This is a genomic window from Mycobacteroides sp. H001, from assembly GCF_001440005.1.
GTDB lineage: Bacteria > Actinomycetota > Actinomycetes > Mycobacteriales > Mycobacteriaceae > Mycobacterium > Mycobacterium gwanakae.
Genome location: NZ_LJYH01000028.1, coordinates 163,680 through 184,570 on the forward strand (window position 1 = coordinate 163,680; position 20,891 = coordinate 184,570).

The following is a 20,891-nucleotide window of genomic DNA, read 5'->3' on the forward strand; positions in this document are numbered from 1 at the left end:
CATGCGCCGAGAAAGCGCGGCGTCGGTGTCAGTAGCAACGAAGCAGGTTATACCGCCGGGCCCTGTGTCCGGCCGACTTAGGAAACGAATGCCGCTTCTCCACACAGCCCGCGGCGGAGTCCCCGAGTCGTCGCCCTGGGGATTTATCAATCCTTTGCCTGAGAACGAAGATTCCCAGATCGTCCCGAATATTGGACGCTGCACAGATGTGCTTGAGCTAGCAGGTTTGGATAACCGAACACTATGTCCACCGTGGGCGAACTTGATGGTTGCGCTTGGCTCCAGGCAAAATTAAGGTTACGATGGGCAGCAAATACGTCCCCCGAATTAGCAACTTTATCTGTTTGTGGAGGTAAGGCTCGATGAGCACCACGTTCACCGCACGTCTGAATCGGTTGTTCGACACCGTGTATCCGCCCGGACGCGGCCCCCACACCTCTGCCGAGGTGATCGCGGCCCTGCGTTCCGAGGGCATCACGATGTCCGCGCCGTACCTGTCGCAGCTGCGATCGGGTAACCGCACCAACCCTTCGTCGGCGACCATGAAGGCACTCGCGAACTTCTTCCGGATCAAGCCGGCGTACTTCACCGACGACGAGTACTACGAGAAGCTGGATCAGGAACTGACCTGGCTCGCCAACATGCGCGACGAGGGCGTCCGCCGGATCGCGGCCCGCACCGTGGGTCTGTCCGTCGAGGCACAGGACCGCATCACGCAGGCCGTCGACGAATACCGTCGCAAAGAGGGTCTCGACAGCTAGTCCGCCGCTCGCCTGGCCGGTCCACTCGGGGAAGGACCGGTCAGTTTGGCGTTCACCGCTCATTCGAGCCGGCGGAGTACGCACAGGGGGACGGCGATGTACAACTTAAGAACGACGTTCGGCATGCACCAGTCTGCGGTACTCCGTGGCGATCGCGAGAATCCATTCGCGATCGGAGTATCCGTCAGGCTGGTGTAGCCATTCCGGGCCCGGGAAGTTTTCCTCCGGATCACCTTCGGTAAGAACCCATTTCACTACCGCATGTGCCTGCACTTCGGGCGGTACGTCGAGCTTGGCCGGGTCCACACCGAGCTCGATATCGCCCTCACTCTCCGCCTCTGGGTCAAGCCCCTGGGCGTGCATCGCTTCCAGGAAGAGTGCGTCGGAGATGTACGCCATGCGATCTGCGACCTGGAAGGCGAGCGGGCCACGGGGCCGCACGCCGATCGCCGCATCCGGCTGCCGCTTCTTCAGGTCCTTGTATAGCGGTGCCAGTACGAACATTTCGCGGCGAGCAACCAGCCAGGTCTCGAAGGTCGGCAACAGCGATCCCACCGCCACCATCGCCATCGCACATCCGATCAAAGTGGCCGCAGTCCCGATCGTCACGTACTCCGACTGGGCCACAGCCACGCCCGCGACCACCAAGACGGCCAATACCAGCAGGCTGATCCCGACGGTGAAAAGGAACAGGGCACGACCACGGCGGCTGCGATTCGAGTAGGCCATACCCGCCCACAAGACCACCGAGAGCGCCACGGCGATGTACAGCATCGGGATGAGCCAGGCTGTGCCAGAGGCGAATCCGCCAAGATCGTGCTTCAGAAACTCGCGCGGTGTCATCTCGGGCTGTGGCCCACGAGAGAAGAACACGGCGAGGCTGGCGCCGGCGATCACGGTTGCGGCCAGGTATTGCCAGCGCGCCCATCGCCTGTTGTCTGCCGCGGTACGGTTCGCGGACATACTGGTGATCATCACGCAGCTGCCCGCCGCGCAGGCCGTCAGCGCGGCTTGGCTCACAGCCACCGAAATGTTTGGCCAGCCCACCGAGCTGTCCACAAGAATCGTCAGCGGCTCCCAGTTCAGTGCCGATACAAGTGCCAGGCTCCCCAACGCAACAATCATGCCGGTGCTCACCGGGGATTGTTTGTGGACGAGCACCCACCCGATGCGCAAACCCGTCGCCATCCCCAGCAGCCCGGCGATCACCCAGGCGATCACCCAAAGGCCTCCCCGAGCCTCACCTGAACAATGGATGCGCGATCAGATGGCAGTCGGCCAAGCCGGTACAGCAGCAGCGCCGCGAAGTCCTCGGCCTCTTGTTCGGCCTCCATCCCGGCCGCCCCCATGCAGCCGGTGCGCTGAGAAAGCATGTACGCGATGAGGTCATCGCTGGCGAATTCGGCTTCGTCCCTGGCCATTTCAACCACCGAGATGCCCTCGTGCCGCAACACCACATGCCCGAGTTCATGGGCCAGGGTCCGGTCCCAGGTGGGTAGGCCACGCTGGATGATGAAGATGTCTTCGTTCTCGTACTGGCGCCATTGGCCGCATACCCCGGGCGGCAGATCAGCCGAGATGATCTCGATGGACCGGTCCCGATCGCGACCAACGGCCTCGACGAGGGCCGTCAGTGTCACCTCACCCTTACGCGGGGCGAGATCGAGCACAGCACTGACGGCGTCGGTCACACGACGGCCTGCGCCCATGTGTGTCTCCCCTCACCGTGTGCCTTCCCGGACAGACCCCTCACGGGGTGCTGTATCGATTCTCCCCTATTCCAGGAAGCGGGCGGCAGCGGAGGCACGCACGGTATGCCCGGCCTTGGCTTGCCGGTATCCGATGGCGCCTCCCACGAAGGTCATCATCGCGATGCCCACGGCACCCGGAATGGCCACCGCGGCGATCTCGGAAGTCTTCGTCAGTCGAAGGTAGTCGCCGTAACCGGTACGCGGCGCGATGGTCTCGGCCGCGACGAACTGCTCGATCGGCTTGGTGACCGCCTCGGGTTGCTTGGTCCCGCCGGCGGTCACGATGGCGTCGCCACCGCGGCCCCCTTCGGCCTGCTTGATGGTGACGACCGGAGGCGCAGGAGGTACGACAGGCGCCAGCGGGGCGATAACCGGCGGCGCGGGCGGCGCAGCGATGGCGACCGCAGGAGCCTTGGGCGTGGGCACGGTCGGCGGAGCGACGGGTCCGGTGTGGATACCTGGGTTTCCGCCCGGTGTCCTTGTTCCGGCCGCACCACCGGACGGTGGGGTGGCCGGGTTGGGCACGCCGCCGATATTGGGGAGCCCCGGCAGGGTGATCACGTGATCGTGGTCGTCGGTTTCGTGCTCGTGGGTTGATCCGCCGCCGGCGCCCGGCGTGTGCGTCGAGGTGCTCGGCTTCTTCTTCCAGATGATGATGGTGCGCCCACCCACATTGAGGGTGACGCCGGGAACCTTGGGCTCCTCGGCCGATGTCTCGTGCTCCGTGTGCGTAACGCCGGGAGCCGGTGTGTCGGCAGTCGCGCCTGGTGCTGTCGCGTCGTGCGGCGAGGTCGCGGTGTCGGCCTTGGGCGTCGTGGCGGTCTGCGTCTTGGGGGCCATCGCACCCGTGACAGAGCCCAAAGCGCCCCTCAAAGTCGGCGACTCTTCGGTGTGAGTTGTTGTGCCACTAGAGTTTTCAGCCGAAGGGGCCTCTGCGTTCGGGGTATGGACACCCGCAGCACCACCGGAATGCGGCAGCGTTATCCCGGTGCCCCCACCGATTCCGACACCCGAGGTACTACCGGAAGTGCTGGTGCTCGAACCGGAACCGTTGGTGCTGGAAGCGGCGCCGCCGATGGTGCTCGAGCCGGAGTTACCGGAGACATGGTCGGAGGAGTTACCGCTCGAGCCCGCAGATCCCGGCTTCGGAACATTCGCTCCGGGCCCCTTGTCCTTGTCCTTGTCGCCCTTGGATGAATCGCCGCTACCGCTGCTGCTGCCCGCCGCGCTTTCCGATCCGGAGCCACCATGCAGGCTCTTGCCGAAGCTCGGAGACGAGGGCGCGCTGCGCGTGCCACCGCTGCCCGGCCCACCGCCGCCACCGGATCCGCCGCCGAGCAGGCCACCGGTGATCTTGTGGATCGCACCACCCAAGCCGTGGTCGTGGTCGTTGTCGCCACCTGATCCGCCGCCGGGTTTTGCGTCCGCGGCCGGCGTCGAGATGGCGAATACTCCGAAGCCCCCCATGAGCGTCCCCGAGCTGAGCACCGTCACCACAGCAGCACGCGCCGAGGCACGCTTCAGCTGCTGGCTCCGCCCGCTCGGTTTTGCACGATGTCGCCCCACGGCGAACAGCATGCCGGTGATTTGCTCGCAGGTCAAATATCTGTGACGAATTGTGGGCTCTTTCACCTCATGTTGCCCATGAGCGGCCTAAATGATTGCTGCCTGGAATTCGCTGGGGGCCGCGGGGAACCTTTGCAGCACGCGGCGCGACCACCTAAATACGCCGCCCTATCCGCAGGGGGCCAGCGCAGGTCGGCGCGCTAGGGTTAGCGCCACACTCGCAACGCGATGAACGGAGGCCGCTGGGATGGGTTTTCTCACCAGCCGCAAGAGCCGCTCGACCAAACGCGCCGAGGCTCGGGCGCTGAAGGCGAAAGCCAAGCTCGAAGCCCGCTTGGCGGCGCGTAACGACCGGCGACGGATGCACATGCAAGCGCGCTCTGAATCCGCCGCCCGGCGTGACTCACGCAAGACAGAGCTGGCGACGTTGAAGGCCCAGCGGCAGATCGCCCAGGATCAGCTCCGGGCGGTGCGTGAGGGCAAGCTGCTCTCACCCACCCGGATCAGGCGCACGCTCACGGTGGTGCGGCTGCTGGCCCCGGTGCTGCTACCGGTGTTGTACAAGGGCGCGATCGCGGTCCGTGGCGTGTTGGATCAACGCCGCGCCGACCGCCTCGGGATACCGCTGGCGGAGCTTGGCCAGTACTCGGGGTTCGGTGCGGAGTTGTCAGCTCGCATCGCCGGCGCCGAGCAGTCGCTGCAGGCCGTGCTCGACAGGGCGCCCAAGGACGCGGAGACCAAGAAGTTCACCTCGGCCGTCCGTTCCCGGCTGGAGGAGCTCGGTACTGCGGTCGGGGCTTCCGAGCACATGCCGCCGACCCGCCGCCGCGCAGCCCATGCCGCGATCGCCCGCGAGCTCGACGGCATCGACGCCGACCTACTTGCCCGACTCGGGGTGAGGTAACCGATGCGCGTGTTCCCCCGCTTGGCGACAGCGTCAGCCGCGGCAGCCGCCGCGCTATTGGCGCTTGCCATTCCGGCCTCCGCCCATGTGCGCGTGACCGCAGACAACACCGCTCGCGGTGGCTACGCAACGCTGGAGTTCTCGGTTCCCAACGAGTCCCAGAGCAAGGCGCTGACCACCGAACTGACCGTCCAGCTGCCGGACGTGGGCTCGGCGAGCACCGAGCTGCTGCCCGGTTGGACCAGTTCCGTGGATCGGGACGCCGCCAAGGGCACGGTCAGGGCGGTGACCTGGAAGGCCATCCCGGGCAACGGGATCGGGCCCGACCAGTTCGCCTTGTTCCGGGTGCGCGTCAAACTCCCCGAGACCGAGTCGGTCGCCTTCCCGGCGACGCAGACCTATGCCGACGGTCAGGTCGTCAGGTGGGATCAGCAAGCTCAGCCCGGCGGTGCCGAGCCGGAGCACCCTGCGCCCACCCTCGACCTGACGCAGAGCAAGGCCGACCACGACGGACACTCGGCGCACGCACCGCAGGTGTCCGCAACCCATGATTCCGCGCAGAATGCGGGGCATCCGGACAAGACGGCGCGCTGGTTCGGCGGGATCGGTCTGATCCTTGGTGCGGTCGCGCTCGTGCTTGCGGTGACAAATCGACGGAGGCAACAGTGATGTCTGTTCTACGTAAGTCCGTGTCCGTGTTCTTGTCGGCCTTCATCGCGTTGGCGCTGGGCCTGGCGTTGCCGGGGGTGGCTGCGGCGCACGCCGTCAAGGTGTCTTCCGATCCGGCCGAGAATGCCGTGCTATCCGGGCCTCCCGCCCAGGTCAGCGCCACCTTCAACGAGCCGTTGCAGAAGCGCTTCTCCGCGATGACGATCATCGGGCCGGATGCCAAGACCGATCAGTGGCAGGCAGGCGACCCGGTGGTGGCCGGTGCGACGATCTCGGTCGGGGTGAAGCCAGGCGCGCCTGCCGGAAAGTACGCGGTGAACTTTCGGGTGATCTCCGAGGACGGCCACCCGGTCGACGGATCCTGGCAGTTCACCGTCACCGGCTCGGGTGCACCGGCCTCCGCTGGCGCGCCGGCGGTGTCGCAGCAGCCGTCGGGCACAAGTTCCTCGGCTCCCGTGCCTTCGGCGAATCCGACCGACGGCGACCTTCCTATGTGGCCGTTTGTGGTGGCTGTGGTGGTCTCTGTGGGTGCGGCACTCATCTGGACTCAGCGTCGTCAGTCGTAGACCGGCAGGGGGGACGACTGGCCTTTTTCCGGTGTGACGGCATGATGGACAACGGCGGGGCGGCAGAGATTCGGGTGTGAGCCGCCCATCGTGGCCGCGAGCGCGCCACGAACACCCAGGACGACCGAAACTTGCGAAGGAGCAGGCGCATGGCGGACCAGGACAATTCGGCTAACGAGCCCAACCAGACACCGGAGACGCCCGCTGGCGGCGAGGCACCTAAGCCCGCGGCCCCGGCCCGCCCCGCGAAGGCCGCGAAGCGACCGGCGGCCAAACGCGCACCTGCCAAACGACCCGCCGGCTCGACGGCGCCGCCGAAGTCGGGCCCCAAGGCCGAACCCGAGTCCGGTGCTGCCCCGGCCCCGAAGCCGCCGGCCGCGCCGAAGCCCGTCAAGCAGGCGAAGCCCGCCGAGGCACCGGCATCCGAGGCACCCAAGCCTGCCGCGCCACCGGCGCCGAAGCCCGCACCCGCGCCTGAACCCGAGCTCAAGCCTGAGCCCACTCCCGAGCCGGTCGTCGAAGCTCCCAAGCCGGAGGCACCCAAGCCTGCACCCGCACCCGAACCGGCTCAGCCCGATCTCGCGGCGGCGGCCCGGGAGACTGCCGCGCAGGCGAAGTCGACCGTCGATTCGGCCCCACCACCGATTCCCGGCCCCGCACCTGAAGCAGGCCGGCAAGCGCCGAACCTCAAGATAGCCCTCGGGGCCGCATTCGCGATTTTCGTCCTGTTGGTACTGCGGCGGAGGCGTCGCCGCGAGGACTCCGTCGAATCGGACTGATCCGCGTGGCCAGGCCGTGTCGGAAAAGGGCTTGAGGGCGTCCAGCCCGGGCCTACTGCGAAGGTGTCAAGCCCAGTTCTGGCGCGGTGGCTGCGCGATGTCGTAATCGCCTATGCGGAGACCCAGAGGTGGGGACTGACGAATAGGCTTGGGGCATGACGACCGCACCGATCACCCCCCAACCGACCGCCGACCTGGGAGACGAGCTGGGCATCGACATGGCCAGTTGCGATCTTCAGCTCACCCAGTTCGGTGGGCGTCCGGTATTCGCCGGAGTCATCACCACAGTGCGCTGCCACCATGACAACGCGCTGCTGAAATCGATTCTGTCGGAACCGGGTTCAGGCGGTGTACTGGTCATCGACGGTGGCGGCTCGCTGCACTGCGCGCTCGTGGGCGACATCATCGCGGGGCTCGCCGTCGAGAGCGGCTGGTCGGGTTTGGTGATCAACGGGGTGGTGCGCGACAGTGCCGCCCTGGCCACCATGGACATCGGCATCAAGGCTCTCGGCACCAACCCCCGCAAGGGCACCAAAACCGGTGCCGGGGAACGCGATATCGTCGTCAACTTCGGCGGTATCGACTTCACGCCGGGTGCGATCTGTTACGCCGACCATGACGGCGTTGTCGTGGTTCCTGCCTGATGTCGGTACGGCGGCTGGCCAGGGCATTACGGGGGGCACCCGCACCGCTAGCCGCGGTCGATATGGACGCGGCGCGGGCAAACGCCGCGTCGTTGGTCGCCGCCGCCTCAGGCTTACCCATCAGGGTGGCCAGTAAGTCCATACGCAGCACCGCATTGATCCGGAAATTCCTGGAGATACCGGGTTTTCGTGGGGTGCTCGCCTTCACCCCAGCGGAGGCCGTGCACCTCGCTGACGCCGGGGTCGACGATCTGTTGATCGCCTACCCGAGTGTCGATCGGGGAGCCCTGGCGACTGCGGCGCGGCATCGTTCGGTCATCCGCCCCTTGATCGATTCTGCCGACCATGTCCGTCTACTGGCAGACATCGCGCAGGAGACGAATGCACCGATCCCGGTGTGCCTCGACATCGATGCCGGGTGGCGGCCTCTCGACGGCCCGGTTCATCTGGGGCCCAAGCGATCACCGGTGCGCACCCCCGAACAGGCAGCCACCCTCACCGACCTGGTGTGCGCTACACCCGGTCTGCGGCTCGCCGCGGTAATGGCCTATGACGGGCAGATCGCCGGTGTGGGCGATATCGTCCCCGGAAATCCCTGGTACCAGTTGGCTGTTCGCGGAATGCAGGCCTCCTCGCTGCGTGATCTCGGCCAGCGCCTTCCCCGGATTCTGGACGCGGTGAGCGCGCGGCTTCGTGCCGCCGGAGCGCCGCCGCTGGAACTGGTGAACTCCGGCGGCACCGGCAGCCTGGCCCGTATCGGCGGGTTGGGATTCGCCACCGAACTGGCGGCCGGGTCGGGCTTCTTCGCTCCTGCTCTCTTCGACAACTATCGCAGCCTGCAACTGGATCCCGCGGCGGCGTTCGCGTTGCCGGTCGTGCGCAAGCCGAGTCCCGAACTCGCCACCGTGCTGGGCGGTGGGTACATCGCCAGCGGCCCTGCCGGGGCCAGCCGCGTACCGCTCCCGTCGTGGCCTACGGGTTTGTCCTTCGAGGCCTCCGAGGGTGCCGGTGAGGTACAGACCCCGTTACGGGGTGCGCGGGAACTACGGATTGGCGATGCGGTGTGGTTCCGGCATGCCAAGGCCGGTGAGCTCTGTGAACACTTCACCGAACTGCAACTGGTCGAAGATGGTCAACACGCAGGTGCGGTATCCACGTATCGCGGCGAGGGAATGATGTTCCTATGAGTCAGTGGCGCAACTGGAGTGGTCAAACATCTTGCGCCCCAGGACTTGTGGTGCGTCCACGGTCCGAGGACGAGCTGGCGTTCGCCCTGAGACGCTCCGCCGGACGAACGGTTAGGCCGATCGGATCATCACATTCCTTCACCGAACTGTGCGTCACCGACGGCGTACAGGTCGACATCTCCGAACTGCGGCAACTGATCTCAGTGGACGAACACGACCGGGTGCGGGTCCAGGCCGGCATCAATCTGCATGAGCTGAACCGCAAACTGCTGCGGCGCGGGCTGGCGCTGCCGAACCTCGGCGATATCGACGTCCAGACCCTTGCCGGGGCCGCCGCCACGGGAACGCACGGGACGGGCCTGCGATTCGGCAACATCTCGCAGACCATCGTGTCGATGCGAATCATGACTGCCGACGGCGTAATTCATGAGATCGACAGCGGCGATGAGCTGCTCGCGGCGCGGATCTCATTGGGCGCACTGGGTGTGGTCACCGAACTCACCCTGCAATGTGTTCCGGCCTTCCGGCTGCACCGGCGCCAGTCAGTGCGTGACCTGGACACCGTCTTGGCCGATCTGCCCACATTGCTGGCCGAGACCGATCACCTTGAGCTGTATTTGTTTCCACATACGCGACGGGTTCTGCTGCTGCAGTCGACACGCACCCAAGAGGATCGGTGGCCCAGTCATCCGGTGCGGCATTGGGTGGAGCGCGACCTGGTAGAGAACGGCGCACTCGGCGCGCTGATGTGGACGGCCGGGCGCCTACCCGTGGCTGCCCCCTACATATCCAGATTGGTCGCCAAACTCGCGGGTTCGAATGAGTCGCAGGATGAAAGCGCCGCGGTGTTCGCGAGTCCCCGCAAGGTGAAGTTCACGGAGATGGAGTATTCGCTTCCGCTGACAAATGCGGGTGATGCGATTGAGACCGTGCTGGCCACGATTGAACAGAATCGTCATCGGGTCGCCTTCCCGCTGGAGGTCCGCTTCACCCAGGCCGATGATGCGCTGCTGGCCCCGGCCTACGGCCGCGAGAGCGTGTACCTGGCAGTGCACCAGAGCATTCACGGGCTATGGGAGCCCTACTTCCACGACCTTGAACCCATCCTGATCGGGCTCGGCGGCCGGCCCCACTGGGGCAAACGACACACTTTGACCGCCGGGCAGCTCAGCGAGCGGTATCCGCAATGGCGGACCTTCCAGGAGGTCCGCGCCCGGCTGGATCCCGAGGGCGTGTTCAGCGGTGCGTACCTGAATAGGCTCCTGGGCCCGGTCAGCCCCTGAACCAGGGCGGCGGCGTTGGGGAGAACGCCGAGTCGGAATCGATCACCGCGCGCGATACCCCGGTCACTTCGCTGTCGACCAGGAAGTCGGCGCTCCAGTCTGTACGGATGGGCACATCGTCGGCTACGGCGGGCCGGTTGTGTCGTCCCACGACGTTCTCCAATCCCTATGATGACGGCGGCTATCTGGCTACGTACTGTACCCAAAACTGTTCAGTGCCGGCGGGATGAGGGATTCAGCCCTCGATACGCTGCGGCGTTACTCGCGATATCGCTCCTGGCACGTGTCGATGACCGCATAGACTCACTGGTTGTGGCCAAGCGATTGACTCGTTCTGAAGCCCAGGCTCAGACAAAGGCCCGGCTGGTGGAGTCTGCGACCCAGCTCTATTTGCAACAGGGTTTCGCCGCGACGTCGAACGAGCAGGTGGCCGAAGAAGCCGGTTACAGTCGCGGCGCCGTGTACTCAAATTTTCCCAGCAAAGAGGCGTTGGCGCTAGAGGTCATCGACCGTCACACCGAACAGGTTCTGGAGAGCTATCGCACCACTCTCGCCGAAGGATCGTCAGGGGATCGCGTTCAAAAGTTTCAGGACTGGATCGAGCAATCACTCAGCGACACCGGCTGGGCCCTGCTGAAGATCGAGCTCGCCTTGGTTGCCCGACGCAATTCGACGCTGAACGATGAACTCGCGGCACGCGACAAAACCATGCTGGACCACGTTGCGGGTGCGATCTCGCAGCTGGACGACGACCTCGAACTTCCGGAGGCAAGCGTGCGTGACCTCGCCCGCCTCTGCGTCGCCATGGGTCAGGGAGTGGCCCTCGACAGCATCAAAGATCCTTCATCGACCACCGACTGGACGGCGCGGCTCCTGACCGCGGTGCAACGGCTGCTACCCATGAGCCCGATGCTTCCCATGCTGATCGCCGCCAGCACGGATCAGGCTGCACCCGAACAGAAATAGCGTTCTACGGGCGTCCACCGGTAGCGGTTCGTAGACAGCGAACGGCCGGGTGTCCGCGCGTGACACCCGGCCGCTCCGCAGAGAAGATCTAGCTGTTGACGGCCACCGGTGTTGTCTCGGTGGCGGCCTTCTTTCTGCCGAAGCGCATACCCTCGCTGACCCGGCTGCGCCGCATCATCCCGACGTCATAGGCATAGTTCTGCTTCAGACGCCACGGGTGTTTGTCACCCTGCTTGGGCAGCTCATCCAGCGCACGCAGCACGTAGCCCGGTGTGAAGTCCATGAACGGCTGCTTCTCGAGCGTCTCATCGGCCAGCTCGGGAACCGCTGTGACATAGCCGTTCTCGTCCATGTAGTTCAGTAGACGTCCAACGTACTCGGATACCAGGTCTGCCTTGAGTGTCCACGAGGCGTTGGTGTACCCGATGGTGAACGCCATGTTCGGGATGCCCGTGAGCATCGCACCCTTGTACACGGTCTGCGCGGGCAGGTCTACGGGTACGCCATCAACCGTCGGGATGACACCGCTGAAGAATTTCAGGTTCAAACCCGTTGCGGTGATGATGATGTCAGCATCGAGATGCTTACCGGACTTGAGCTTGATGCCGGTCTCGTCAAATGTCTCGATGTGATCGGTGACGATATCGGCCTTGCCCTTGCGGATGGTCTTGTACAGGTCACCGTTGGGCACCACGCAAAGACGCTCGTCCCACGGGTTGTACTTGGGACCGAAGTGGGTCTTGTAGTCATAGCCCTTGGGCAGCTGCAGTTTGGCCTGCTGCATGATGATCCGCCGCGCGGCCTTGGGGAACTTGCGACTGGCCTGGTAGCTGAAGATCAGCTGGCCGATATTGATCCAGCGGGCGATCGGATAGGCGACCTTGGCCGGCAATATCTTTCGCAGACCGTTGATGATCGGGTTCTCGTTCGGCAACGACAGGATGTAGGTGGGCGAGCGCTGCAGCATGGTGATGTGTCCGACATCGGGCGCCATCGCCGGCACCAGGGTCACCGCGGTGGCGCCGGAGCCGATCACCACGACCTTCTTACCCTTGTAATCGAGGTCCTCAGGCCAGTGCTGAGGGTGAATCACGGTGCCCTTGAAGTCGGCGACGCCGGGAAACTCGGGCGAGTAGCCCTGGTCGTAGTCGTAGTAGCCGCTGCAGCAGAACAGGAAGGAGCAGGTGTACTCGACGGTCTTGCCGTCGTGATCCACCTGGACCGTCCATTGCTGGGTCTCGGTGGACCAGGCCGCTCCGACCACCTTGTGGCGGTATCGGACGTGCCCGTCGATTCCGGAGTTGGCCGCGGTCTTGTGCACGTAGTCGAGGATCGACGGTCCGTCCGCCAGGGTGCGGCTGTCGTTCCACGGCGAGAAGCGGAACCCCAACGTGTACATGTCCGAGTCCGACCGGATACCTGGGTACTTGAACAGATTCCAGGTCCCGCCCATATCGTCGCGGGCCTCAAGCACCGCATAGGTCTTGGACGGGCAGCGGTTCTGGATGTGCCAGGCGGCGCTGATGCCGGAGATGCCGGCGCCGACGATGAGCACGTCAAAGTGTTCGGACATGCCGCGATGCTACCGCTTACGGATCGGGGAGAAAAGTAAAGTTAGACCCTTGCGGTTGCACGCACACTGTGCCGCCGATACCGCAGGTCAGGACGCAGTCCGGCCGAACGCGCAGGCAGGATGTCTACCCTCGGTAGCTTGCGGGCAGCGACACCACGCCGTTAATCCACCCCGACCGGAAGCGGGTGGGCTCCCCGGTCGGCATCAGATCCGGAAGCGTGTCGGCCATGGCATCGAACATGATGCCGATCTCCAGCCGGGCCAGGTTCGCGCCGAGGCAGTAGTGAATGCCGTGCCCGCCGAAGGCCAGATGCGGGTTGGGGTCGCGCTCGATCTTGAAGGTGAACGGGTCGTCGAAAACGTCCTCGTCGAAGTTGGCCGACGCGTAGAACATTCCCACGCGCTGCCCCTTCTGGATCCGCACACCACCAAGATCGACATCCTGCAGCGCCGTGCGCTGGAAGGCGATGATGGGGCTCGCCCACCGGATGATCTCGTCAGCAGTCGTCTGCGGGCGGCACTCGCGGTACAGCTCCCACTGTGCGGGGTTGTCGGCGAAGGCCAGTACCCCATGTGTGATGGCGTTACGAGAGGTCTCGTTCCCCGCGACCATGAGCTGGATGACAAAGTAGGCGAACTCCAGCGGGGTGAGTGGGCGGTCCTCGTACGCGCCCTGGACCAATCCGGTGAGAATGTCGTCGCGCGGATTCAGTTGTCGCTCTTCGGCCATCGCGTAGGCGTAGCCCAGCATAGAGACCGTTGCGGTGGTGGCCGTATCTTTGCCGATCGCCGGGTCGTCGTAGGCGAACATCTGGTTCGTCCAGTCCAGCACCTGTTGGCGGTCCGACTCCGGGATACCCACCAGATCCGCGATGGCATGCATGGGAAGCACCGAGGCGATATCGGAGACGAAGTTGCCGCTGGACTTTTCGGCGGCCGCTTCCACAATGCCTCTGGCGCGCGCCACCAGCCGTTCGTGTAATCCGTTGACGGCCTTGGGGGTGAACAGCGGTGACACGATGCGCCGCAGGATGCGGTGTTTCGGCTCATCCATGTCGATCAGCAGATTCTCGCGCTGGATATCCAGCTGCTCGGCGGTGATGTCCTCGTTGTAGCGCACCACTGTGGTGTTCAGGCTGTTGGAGAAGACTTCGCTGAGCCGCGATATCTCTTTGACGTCACTGTGTTTGGTCACTACCCAGTAGCCGTCGTCGTCGAATCCGGCCACTCCCCTGGGCTGGGCGTTCCACCAGATGGGTTCGGTCTTGCGGAGATACGCGAACTCCTCGGCGGGGATGCGCTGCTGGATGAGGTCCGGGTCGGTGAAATCGAATCCGGGTGCGAACGGGCACGTGGTCATCGCTTCAAGTACCCCTTGTCGACGGGAATCTGGGCGCCGGTCATGACACCGGATGCGTCGCCGGCGAGCCACGCCACCACCTCGGCGATTTCGGCAGGTTCGACGAGCCTGTCGTTGTCCACCAGTGTCTGGCTAAAGCTCTGCAGATAACCCGGGTACTTCTCGAACATCCGCAGCACCGACTCGTCGGCTGCCAGCGGCGTGTTGGTTCCGTACGGGTGGATGGAGTTGACTCGAATCCCATACTCCCCCAGCTCAACCGCCAGCGAGTTCGTCAAGCCCACAACACCGAATTTAGCGGCCACATAGTGGCCGCAGCCGGGCATGGCCTTGATCCCGGCCGATGAGCTGACCGTGATGATGGACCCACCGTTGCCCGCTTCGATCATTGCGGGGACCGCTGCCTTGATGGTGTTCCACACACCGGTCAGATTGACGTCGATGACGTCGCGCCACTGGTCGGCCTCGATCTCCCACAGCCGCGCCCAGCTCGCGATGCCGGCGTTGGCGACCACGATGTCCAGCCGACCGAAGCGGGTCGTCGCTTCGTTGATCACCTTCTGCTGTCCGGCGAGGTCCCTTACGTCGATACGTTCTGCGACGATCTCACGGCCCAGTTCCCGTACCGCGGAGACGGTCTCGTCGAAGTCTTCAGCGGTGGTGGCCGGGTATTCGTTATAGGGCGAGGGCTTGTCACAGCTGTCGATGGCCACGATGTCGGCACCATCGGCGGCCAACCGGATGGCGTGTGCGCGGCCCTGCCCGCGCCCCGCACCGGTGATGTATGCGACCCGGCCGGCCAGTGGTTTATCAGGCTGACTGTTCTGATCTTTTTCCATGGGAAGCCCTCGCTTGGATCGATGCCGGACGAAATGAGTAGTCAGAGAGTCGGGAATGCGTGGAGAACCAGTTCATTTCGCTTACGGTTTGGGGCCGGTAGTAGCGTGCCTCCCCCTTTGAGTTGACGAAGTAGGTGTTCAGTGGCGGTTGGCAGTCGGTCGCGTATAACCGGATCGCCTTGCTCTGATGGGCCATCCGCCGCACCCATGCGTCAAAGGCACGTTGGCGTACTTCCGCGATCTCGCGGCAGGTCCGCACGGATTCGGCGATGACCCGGGCGGCGTGGCGCGCGTTGGCCTCCACCATGGCGTGCCACCCCTGCCCCTGGTTGCCCTCGGGTCCCACCAACACCCACCGGTTGGGCAGGCCCGGCAGTGCCGCGCCGCCGTAGGTCCGCATTTCGTGGTCGCGGTAGTACTCACCCAGGTCGAATCCGCCGCGGCCCCGCACGGTTCCGGGCCGGTAATGTTCCGGATCCGTGTAGATCTCATATCCCGTCGCCAATACCAAAAGGTCGACGTCATGATGGGTGCCATCTGCCGTCTCGACACCATTCTCGGTGATCCGTGAGATCGGGTCGGTGATCAGTCGGACCGCGCCGGCATCCACGGCCTGCAGGAAGTCATTGGACAAGATGGTGCGCCGTGCCAGAATTCCGTAGCTTGGCATCAAGGCCTCACGCAGGGCCGGATCGCGGACGGTGTCCGCCAGCAGTTTGCGATACCACCTGCGCGCCATATCGTCGTATCGAGGAATCATCTTGCGCAGCAGCGATTCCGGTAGCAGCGGCAGCAGATGGAACAGCACCGCCTGAGCGGCGTCCATCGATCCGATGATCAGCGCGTTGATGACTGTCAGCACAAACGGCGCGCCGAGAATCCGCTGCCCGCGGACCGAGATACTCGGGTTGGGTTTGGGAATGATCCATGCGGGGGTGCGCTGAAAGGTGGTGACCGACGCGGCAGTTTCCGCGACTGCGGGGGCGATCTGGATGCCGCTGGAGCCGGTACCGATCACCGCGACGCGCTTACCCGCGTAGTCGTATGAGTGGTCCCACGCGTTGGGCCGCATGATTCTGCCGCGAAAGTCGCCGAGGCCCGGGATGTCCGGGCCGGGTTTGGTGTCGATGTATCCACCCACGGCGCTGATGACATACCGGGCGCGCACCGTCGGCTTCCCGGCGACGGTGAGTTCCCAGTGGCTGCCGCCCTCGTTCCAGCGTTCCGCGGTAACGGCGCTGCCGCCCTGGAAGTGCTTGCGTAAGCCCAAGCGGTCCACCACCGACAGGTGGTAGCGCTGGATATCGGCACCGTCGGCGAAGAGCTTGTTCCACCGGCCGGTTCGCGCAAAGCTCAACTGGTAGAACAAGACCGGGATGTCGACGGCGAGGCCCGGATAGGTGTTATCGCGCCAGGTGCCACCGAAATCGTCGGCACGGTCCAGGATCACGAAGTCGTCGATACCCCGTCGGCGCAGGTAGTAAGCGGCGGCGATGCCACCGGGACCGGCCCCGACGATCGCCACTTGGTAGTCGATGTCACTCATGCCAACCCACGCAGGATGAACCGGGAGAAGTAATCCCGCACCACGGCCGGGTCTTTCAGGTCCACGGAGATGGCGGGCAGCACCTCGATGCTCATCAGGGTCCGCATGATCCATTCGGCGCCCTCGGTGGCTTCGACGTCCTTACCGATCTCGCCGCGCTTCTTCGCCGCCTGCACCTGTGGCACCCAAAACTCCACCGAGCGGCGCATCAGGTCGTCACCGCACTCCTCGAGCACCAGCTCCAGCACGTTCGACACGTGCAGGGTCGGATCCAGGCGGTCGGACCAGGCCCGGTGATCGCTGATGCGTACCGCCGCCTCGCCCACCTGCTCGGTCAGCGTGGCTTTGGCACTCACCGCCCCGGCGAACAGCTCGATGAAGGCGCCCGCGATGAAGCCGACAGCGACATCGATGGCTTCCTTCTTGCCGCCGAACCAGTTGTAGATGGTTCCACGCGAGACGCCCGCCTCGTCGGCGGCCGCCGAGAGGCTGAAACGCTGGATTCCCGAGCGGACCAGGGTCTGCGCGACGGCCGCGACAATCGGTTCAGGCACCTCACCACGCGGACCCGCCGTCTTCACGAGCTTCACGTTTGAACACTTTGCGCGAATGTGTTCAAAGTGTCAATAGGCGATCAGCGGCCCTTGCTGGTCCTGGCCAACAGCTGCTCCACGGGCCACGTATTGATCACTCGTTCTTCCGGCACACCGGCCTCAAGCGCACGCTCGCAGCCGTACCCGGAGAACTCCAGCTGTCCCGGCGCATGCGCGTCGGTGTCGATCGAGAAGTCGCAACCGATGTTCAGCGCCAAGTCCAGCAGCCTGCGCGGTGGATCGCGTCGCTCCGGGCGCGAGTTGATCTCGACGGCAGTACCCGAATCGCGGCAGGCCCGAAATACCTCTGCGGCATCGAATTTCGATTCCGCGCGGAGGCCGCGCTCCCCCTCCACCAGCCGCCCCGTGCAATGGCCCAGCACGTCGACGCGCGGGTTGGTCACGGCCGCGATCATGCGACGGGTCATCGCCGCGGAGTCCATCGCGAGCTTGGAATGCACACTCGCGACGACGATGTCGAGCTGATCCAGAAGCTCAGGGTCCTGGTCCAGATCGCCGTCGTCCAGGATGTCGACCTCGATCCCGGTGAGGATTCGCATGGGCGCCATCTGTTCCCGCAGTCCGTCGATCACCTTCAGCTGAGCACGCAACCGTTCCGCAGACAGCCCGTTGGCCACCCGCAGACGCGGCGAGTGGTCCGTCAGCGCGCAGTATTCGTGTCCGAGCGCCTTGGCGGTGCTCATCATCTCCTCGATGGGCACCGATCCGTCCGACCAGTTCGAATGCAGATGCAGGTCGCCCCTGAGCGCTTCGCGCATGGTGCCACCGCCGGTGCCCGTGGCGCTGGCACGTAGTTGTTCGAGCGCAACCGGCACCTTCCCGGACCAGGCTTCGGCGACGACGGTTGCCGTCTTGGGGCCCAGGCCCGTGAGACTCTTCCAGGTCTTGTTGGCACCGTGGCGCTCTCGCTCTTCGGGGCTCAGCGCGGCGATGACGTCGGCGGCCTTGCGGTACGCCATGACGCGGCGCGACTCTTCGCGCGCGAGTTCCTTGTAGTAGGCAACTTCACGCAATGCCGCGACAGGGTCCACCCCTGGACTCTAGGCGCGCAGCGCCAGCTCCTCACCAAGAATTTCCGGCGGATAGTCCTCGACATCCGTCGACAGCATCGAAAAGTCGTCCGGGTCATCTCGCACCGACGCACTGCTGAGCCGCAACCAGCTGACGGCGCCGATCATGAAGCACAGGAACACCAACGGGTACCAGCCGCTCATCAGCTGGCCTATCCAGAACGGGCGCAGGTCAAGGAAGTTCCAGTACACCCCGCTGAAGTAGATGGTGGTGTGCCCACGGCCCGGCCGGTGCAGGGTCCACATGAACACCATCGCGAATAGCCCCGCCGCCCGCCAGGCCCAGCCGCTCGACCAGGGTCGCGCGGTCGTGCACGCCTTGGCGACAAGCCAGACGATCGCAGGGGCGAACCATACCCAGTGCGCAGCCCAGCTGAAGGGCGACACCGCGCAACCGGTGAGCCCTACCGCCACCACTGCCAGCACGTACTCCCCCTTGCGGTGTGCCCACACCGCGACAGCCATGCCGGCGGCAAGCACCAAGAGGCTCAAGGAAATCCACAGCCACTCCGGGCGCGCGTGTGGAAAGAAGTAGCGCGCCAAGAATCCGTTGATCGACTGATTGGCCAAGTGATCGATGCGGCTGATGTGCGCGGTGTCTCCGAGATGACTCCAAAACCATGCGCTGTCGCGCGAGAGCAGCGGCCACGTCAACGCCGCGGTGGCGGCGAACGTCGCCGTCGCGATGGCGCAGGCACGCCATTGCCGGGTGAGCAGGAGGTACGGCAGGAAAACCAGCGGCGTGAGCTTGATACCCGCAGCCAGTCCAAGCCCGATCCCCTGCCACCGTCCCGGGTTTGACCGCGCCAGGTCCAGGAACACCAGCGCCATGAGCAGGACGTTGATCTGCCCCCACCAGAGGGTGGCCTGCACCGGTTCGGCATCGATCACGACAACCGCGAGCGCCGTGGTCATCACGGCCAGCCGGATATCGGCGCGGATGCCGGCTAGACGCAGGACGCGCCACGCGATGACTGTCAGCGCGGCGATGGACAGCGCGAGCAACAGCCACTTGGCGACATCGAACGAGGCCCAGGCAAGGGGCGCGAGAACCACCGTCGCGAATGGAGGGTAGACGAACCACGCCTGGTTGAGCGCCGGGGCCTCGTACAGCCTCTTGCCCTCCCAGAGGCCGCGTACTGCGGCGCGATAGGTGTCCAGGTCATAGCCGTTTTCGGCCAGTCCGAAGAACCGCGTGTCGAACGGGACGAGGCCGTTGTGCAGCACCATTGCAGCTCCGGCCACGATCAGCGCACTCAGAACGGCGCCCCGCGGCAGCCGCATCTCCCCGCCCCAGCTGTGCATCGGCCAGATTTTACGGCCGCTGGGCCAGTTACGACGCGGCGCCGATCTTGGCCTCTTCCTGCCAGGCCGCCGCGATGTCGTTGAGGTCGAGACGCAATGCGGCGGCCAGCTGCACGACAGCACCGAAAGCGGGTGTCGGGAGCCGCCCGGTTTCAATCTTGCGCAGCGTTTCCGGAGAGATTCCGGACGCGCGGGCGACATCGTCCAGCGGTCGGTCGCCCCGAGCGGAGCGCAACAACCCACCCAGACGCTTCCCCGCGGCGAGTTGTTCTGCGGTGAGCGGCTGCCGAACCATGCCGCCGACTCTAGTCTTGGTATTTAAATACCGAAAGCCCTAAGGTGGTATTTAAATACCGTCCAGGAGGTTCGCGTGATCGAGTTGAAATCGCCCGCAGAGATCGCGCACATGCGGGTGACCGGCGAGTTTGTCGCCTCGGTGCTCTCCGAGCTGTCGGCCATCGCCGCGCCTGGCGTCAATCTGCTGCACCTGGAGCAGCGGGCGCGCGCAATGGTTACAGAACGCGGCGCGGTTTCCTGCTACTGGGATTACTCCCCCTCGTTCGGGCGCGGACCGTTCCGCAATGTCATCTGCCTGTCGGTGAATGACGCAGTACTGCACGGGCTTCCACACGATTACGTGCTGGCCGACGGCGACCTGCTGAGCATGGATTTCGCGGTGAGTATCGACGGCTGGGTGGCCGATTCCGCGGTGAGCGTCATCGTCGGCACCCCGGACCCCGAGGACATACGTCTGATCGACACCACCCGCGCCGCCCTGGATGCGGCCGTCGCGGCCGCTCAGCCGGGCAACCGGCTCGGCGATATCTCCGCAGCCGTCGCCGCGGTGGCCGAAGGTGGCGGGTATCGGATCAACACCGATTTCGGCGGGCACGGACTGGGGCGGACCATGCACGAGGACCCCCATGTTCCGAACAAGGGGACGGCCGGGCGGGGAATGACCTTGAAGCCGGGCCTGACGCTCGCGCTGGAGCCATGGTTCGGCCGGGGAACCCATCGGCTGACCGTCGATCCAGACGGTTGGACGCTCCGGCTGGCCGACGGGTCTCGGGGCGCGCATTCCGAGCACACCATCGCGATCACCGAGGACGGGCCACAGGTGCTCACGCTACGGAGTTAGGCGGGATCGGCGACCAGCACCATCCGCTACCACCTACGACAGAGACGGTTACGGATCGATAACGATCTTGAATACCGGGCGTGTTCGCACCTCGACACGCCCAATGGCTGTCGCGAGCAACGCTCAGTGGCTGAAGCGCAGGAGCTCTTCGGGAGTGATGAGTCGCTCGTTCTTCGCAGGGAAACTATGACTCTTCATGGGATGACGGAGCAGTGACCAGGCAATTCGGCCAACCCATGTCTTCGTAACGGGTGTGTTGGGCACGAGAACATCTCCTGCGTCGGCAAGCTTTCAGAACCAGGCAGAAGCATAACGCAAATCCCGACCTAGATCACGTGTCACACCGACAACAAGCAAACATGTCAGGTAA

At 64.9% G+C, this 20,891-nt stretch carries 22 protein-coding genes; 10 read left to right on the forward strand and 12 right to left on the reverse strand.

Features of this window, described 5'->3' with window-relative positions:
• Positions 1-362: 362 nt before the first annotated feature.
• Positions 363-761 (forward strand): secretion protein EspR, encoded by a 399-nt coding sequence (locus AOT83_RS11495; RefSeq protein ID WP_030096169.1) that lies wholly within the window; start codon positions 363-365, stop codon positions 759-761.
• Between the two features lie 105 nt (positions 762-866).
• Here the strand turns inward: AOT83_RS11495 and AOT83_RS11500 are convergent, their stop codons facing one another.
• The 3 genes from AOT83_RS11500 to AOT83_RS11510 all read right to left on the reverse strand — a co-directional run bounded on the left by AOT83_RS11500 (position 867) and on the right by AOT83_RS11510 (position 4,009).
• Positions 867-1,982 (reverse strand): hypothetical protein, encoded by a 1,116-nt coding sequence (locus tag AOT83_RS11500; protein ID WP_057965388.1) that lies wholly within the window; start codon positions 1,980-1,982, stop codon positions 867-869.
• Positions 1,979-2,470, reverse strand: a complete 492-nt coding sequence (locus AOT83_RS11505) for a hypothetical protein (protein ID WP_030096171.1) — start codon at positions 2,468-2,470, stop codon at positions 1,979-1,981. Before AOT83_RS11505 ends, AOT83_RS11500 begins: the two co-directional genes overlap by 4 nt.
• A 66-nt stretch (positions 2,471-2,536) precedes the next feature.
• Positions 2,537-4,009, reverse strand: coding sequence for a hypothetical protein (locus tag AOT83_RS11510; RefSeq protein ID WP_057965424.1), 1,473 nt, complete (start codon positions 4,007-4,009; stop codon positions 2,537-2,539).
• Between the two features lie 316 nt (positions 4,010-4,325).
• Between AOT83_RS11510 and AOT83_RS11515 the strand changes: the two genes are divergently transcribed.
• From AOT83_RS11515 to AOT83_RS11545, 7 genes are all read left to right on the forward strand, one after another.
• Positions 4,326-4,982, forward strand: coding sequence for a DUF6474 family protein (locus tag AOT83_RS11515; RefSeq protein WP_030096173.1), 657 nt, complete (start codon positions 4,326-4,328; stop codon positions 4,980-4,982).
• Positions 4,983-4,985: 3 nt separating this feature from the next.
• Positions 4,986-5,651, forward strand: a complete 666-nt coding sequence (locus tag AOT83_RS11520; RefSeq protein WP_030096174.1) for a YcnI family protein — start codon at positions 4,986-4,988, stop codon at positions 5,649-5,651.
• Complete coding sequence (locus AOT83_RS11525) at positions 5,651-6,217, forward strand: copper resistance CopC family protein (RefSeq protein WP_030096175.1); 567 nt, start codon at positions 5,651-5,653, stop codon at positions 6,215-6,217. Before AOT83_RS11520 ends, AOT83_RS11525 begins: the two co-directional genes overlap by 1 nt.
• Before the next feature lie 149 nt (positions 6,218-6,366).
• Entirely contained in the window at positions 6,367-6,996 is a 630-nt protein-coding gene (locus AOT83_RS11530) for a hypothetical protein (protein WP_057965389.1), read from the forward strand.
• A gap of 155 nt (positions 6,997-7,151) precedes the next feature.
• Positions 7,152-7,640, forward strand: a complete 489-nt coding sequence (gene rraA / locus AOT83_RS11535; RefSeq protein ID WP_030096177.1) for a ribonuclease E activity regulator RraA — start codon at positions 7,152-7,154, stop codon at positions 7,638-7,640.
• Positions 7,640-8,827, forward strand: a complete 1,188-nt coding sequence (locus AOT83_RS11540) for an amino acid deaminase/aldolase (protein WP_030096178.1) — start codon at positions 7,640-7,642, stop codon at positions 8,825-8,827. The genes rraA and AOT83_RS11540 overlap by 1 nt, the downstream gene beginning before the upstream one ends.
• Entirely contained in the window at positions 8,824-10,110 is a 1,287-nt protein-coding gene (locus AOT83_RS11545; protein ID WP_057965390.1) for a D-arabinono-1,4-lactone oxidase, read from the forward strand. Before AOT83_RS11540 ends, AOT83_RS11545 begins: the two co-directional genes overlap by 4 nt.
• Here AOT83_RS11545 and AOT83_RS27850 read toward each other — a convergent pair.
• Positions 10,100-10,261, reverse strand: a complete 162-nt coding sequence (locus AOT83_RS27850) for a hypothetical protein (protein ID WP_157858369.1) — start codon at positions 10,259-10,261, stop codon at positions 10,100-10,102. The genes AOT83_RS11545 and AOT83_RS27850 overlap by 11 nt on opposite strands.
• Positions 10,262-10,476: 215 nt before the next feature.
• On the opposite strand from AOT83_RS27850, the gene AOT83_RS11550 reads away from it, so the two are divergent.
• On the forward strand, positions 10,477-11,076 hold the full coding sequence (locus AOT83_RS11550) for a TetR/AcrR family transcriptional regulator (RefSeq protein WP_057965391.1): 600 nt from the start codon (positions 10,477-10,479) through the stop codon (positions 11,074-11,076).
• An 88-nt stretch (positions 11,077-11,164) separates the two neighbouring features.
• Here AOT83_RS11550 and AOT83_RS11555 read toward each other — a convergent pair whose 3' ends face one another.
• The 8 genes from AOT83_RS11555 to AOT83_RS11590 form a co-directional block, all read right to left on the reverse strand.
• Positions 11,165-12,649, reverse strand: coding sequence for an NAD(P)/FAD-dependent oxidoreductase (locus tag AOT83_RS11555; RefSeq protein ID WP_030096181.1), 1,485 nt, complete (start codon positions 12,647-12,649; stop codon positions 11,165-11,167).
• Between the two features lie 124 nt (positions 12,650-12,773).
• The gene (locus AOT83_RS11560) at positions 12,774-14,009 is read right to left on the reverse strand and encodes a cytochrome P450 (RefSeq protein ID WP_057965392.1); all 1,236 of its coding nucleotides are present in this window, start codon (positions 14,007-14,009) and stop codon (positions 12,774-12,776) included.
• A complete protein-coding gene (locus AOT83_RS11565; protein ID WP_030096183.1) occupies positions 14,006-14,848 on the reverse strand; it encodes a mycofactocin-coupled SDR family oxidoreductase in 843 nt (280 codons plus the stop codon). Before AOT83_RS11565 ends, AOT83_RS11560 begins: the two co-directional genes overlap by 4 nt.
• Complete coding sequence (locus tag AOT83_RS11570; RefSeq protein ID WP_057965393.1) at positions 14,820-16,394, reverse strand: NAD(P)/FAD-dependent oxidoreductase; 1,575 nt, start codon at positions 16,392-16,394, stop codon at positions 14,820-14,822. The genes AOT83_RS11565 and AOT83_RS11570 overlap by 29 nt, the downstream gene beginning before the upstream one ends.
• Entirely contained in the window at positions 16,391-16,984 is a 594-nt protein-coding gene (locus AOT83_RS11575) for a TetR/AcrR family transcriptional regulator (protein WP_030096185.1), read from the reverse strand. Before AOT83_RS11575 ends, AOT83_RS11570 begins: the two co-directional genes overlap by 4 nt.
• Positions 16,985-17,028: 44 nt before the next feature.
• Positions 17,029-18,039, reverse strand: a complete 1,011-nt coding sequence (locus AOT83_RS11580) for a PHP domain-containing protein (RefSeq protein ID WP_030096186.1) — start codon at positions 18,037-18,039, stop codon at positions 17,029-17,031.
• 9 nt (positions 18,040-18,048) lie between these two features.
• Entirely contained in the window at positions 18,049-19,383 is a 1,335-nt protein-coding gene (locus AOT83_RS11585) for a glycosyltransferase 87 family protein (RefSeq protein WP_057965394.1), read from the reverse strand.
• A 28-nt stretch (positions 19,384-19,411) separates the two neighbouring features.
• Positions 19,412-19,678, reverse strand: coding sequence for a helix-turn-helix transcriptional regulator (locus tag AOT83_RS11590; protein WP_030096188.1), 267 nt, complete (start codon positions 19,676-19,678; stop codon positions 19,412-19,414).
• 75 nt (positions 19,679-19,753) lie between these two features.
• Here AOT83_RS11590 and map point away from each other — a divergent pair, with 75 nt between their 5' ends.
• Positions 19,754-20,521: a type I methionyl aminopeptidase gene (map, locus tag AOT83_RS11595; protein ID WP_030096189.1), complete on the forward strand. Its 768-nt coding sequence runs from the start codon at positions 19,754-19,756 to the stop codon at positions 20,519-20,521.
• Positions 20,522-20,891: the final 370 nt, after the last annotated feature.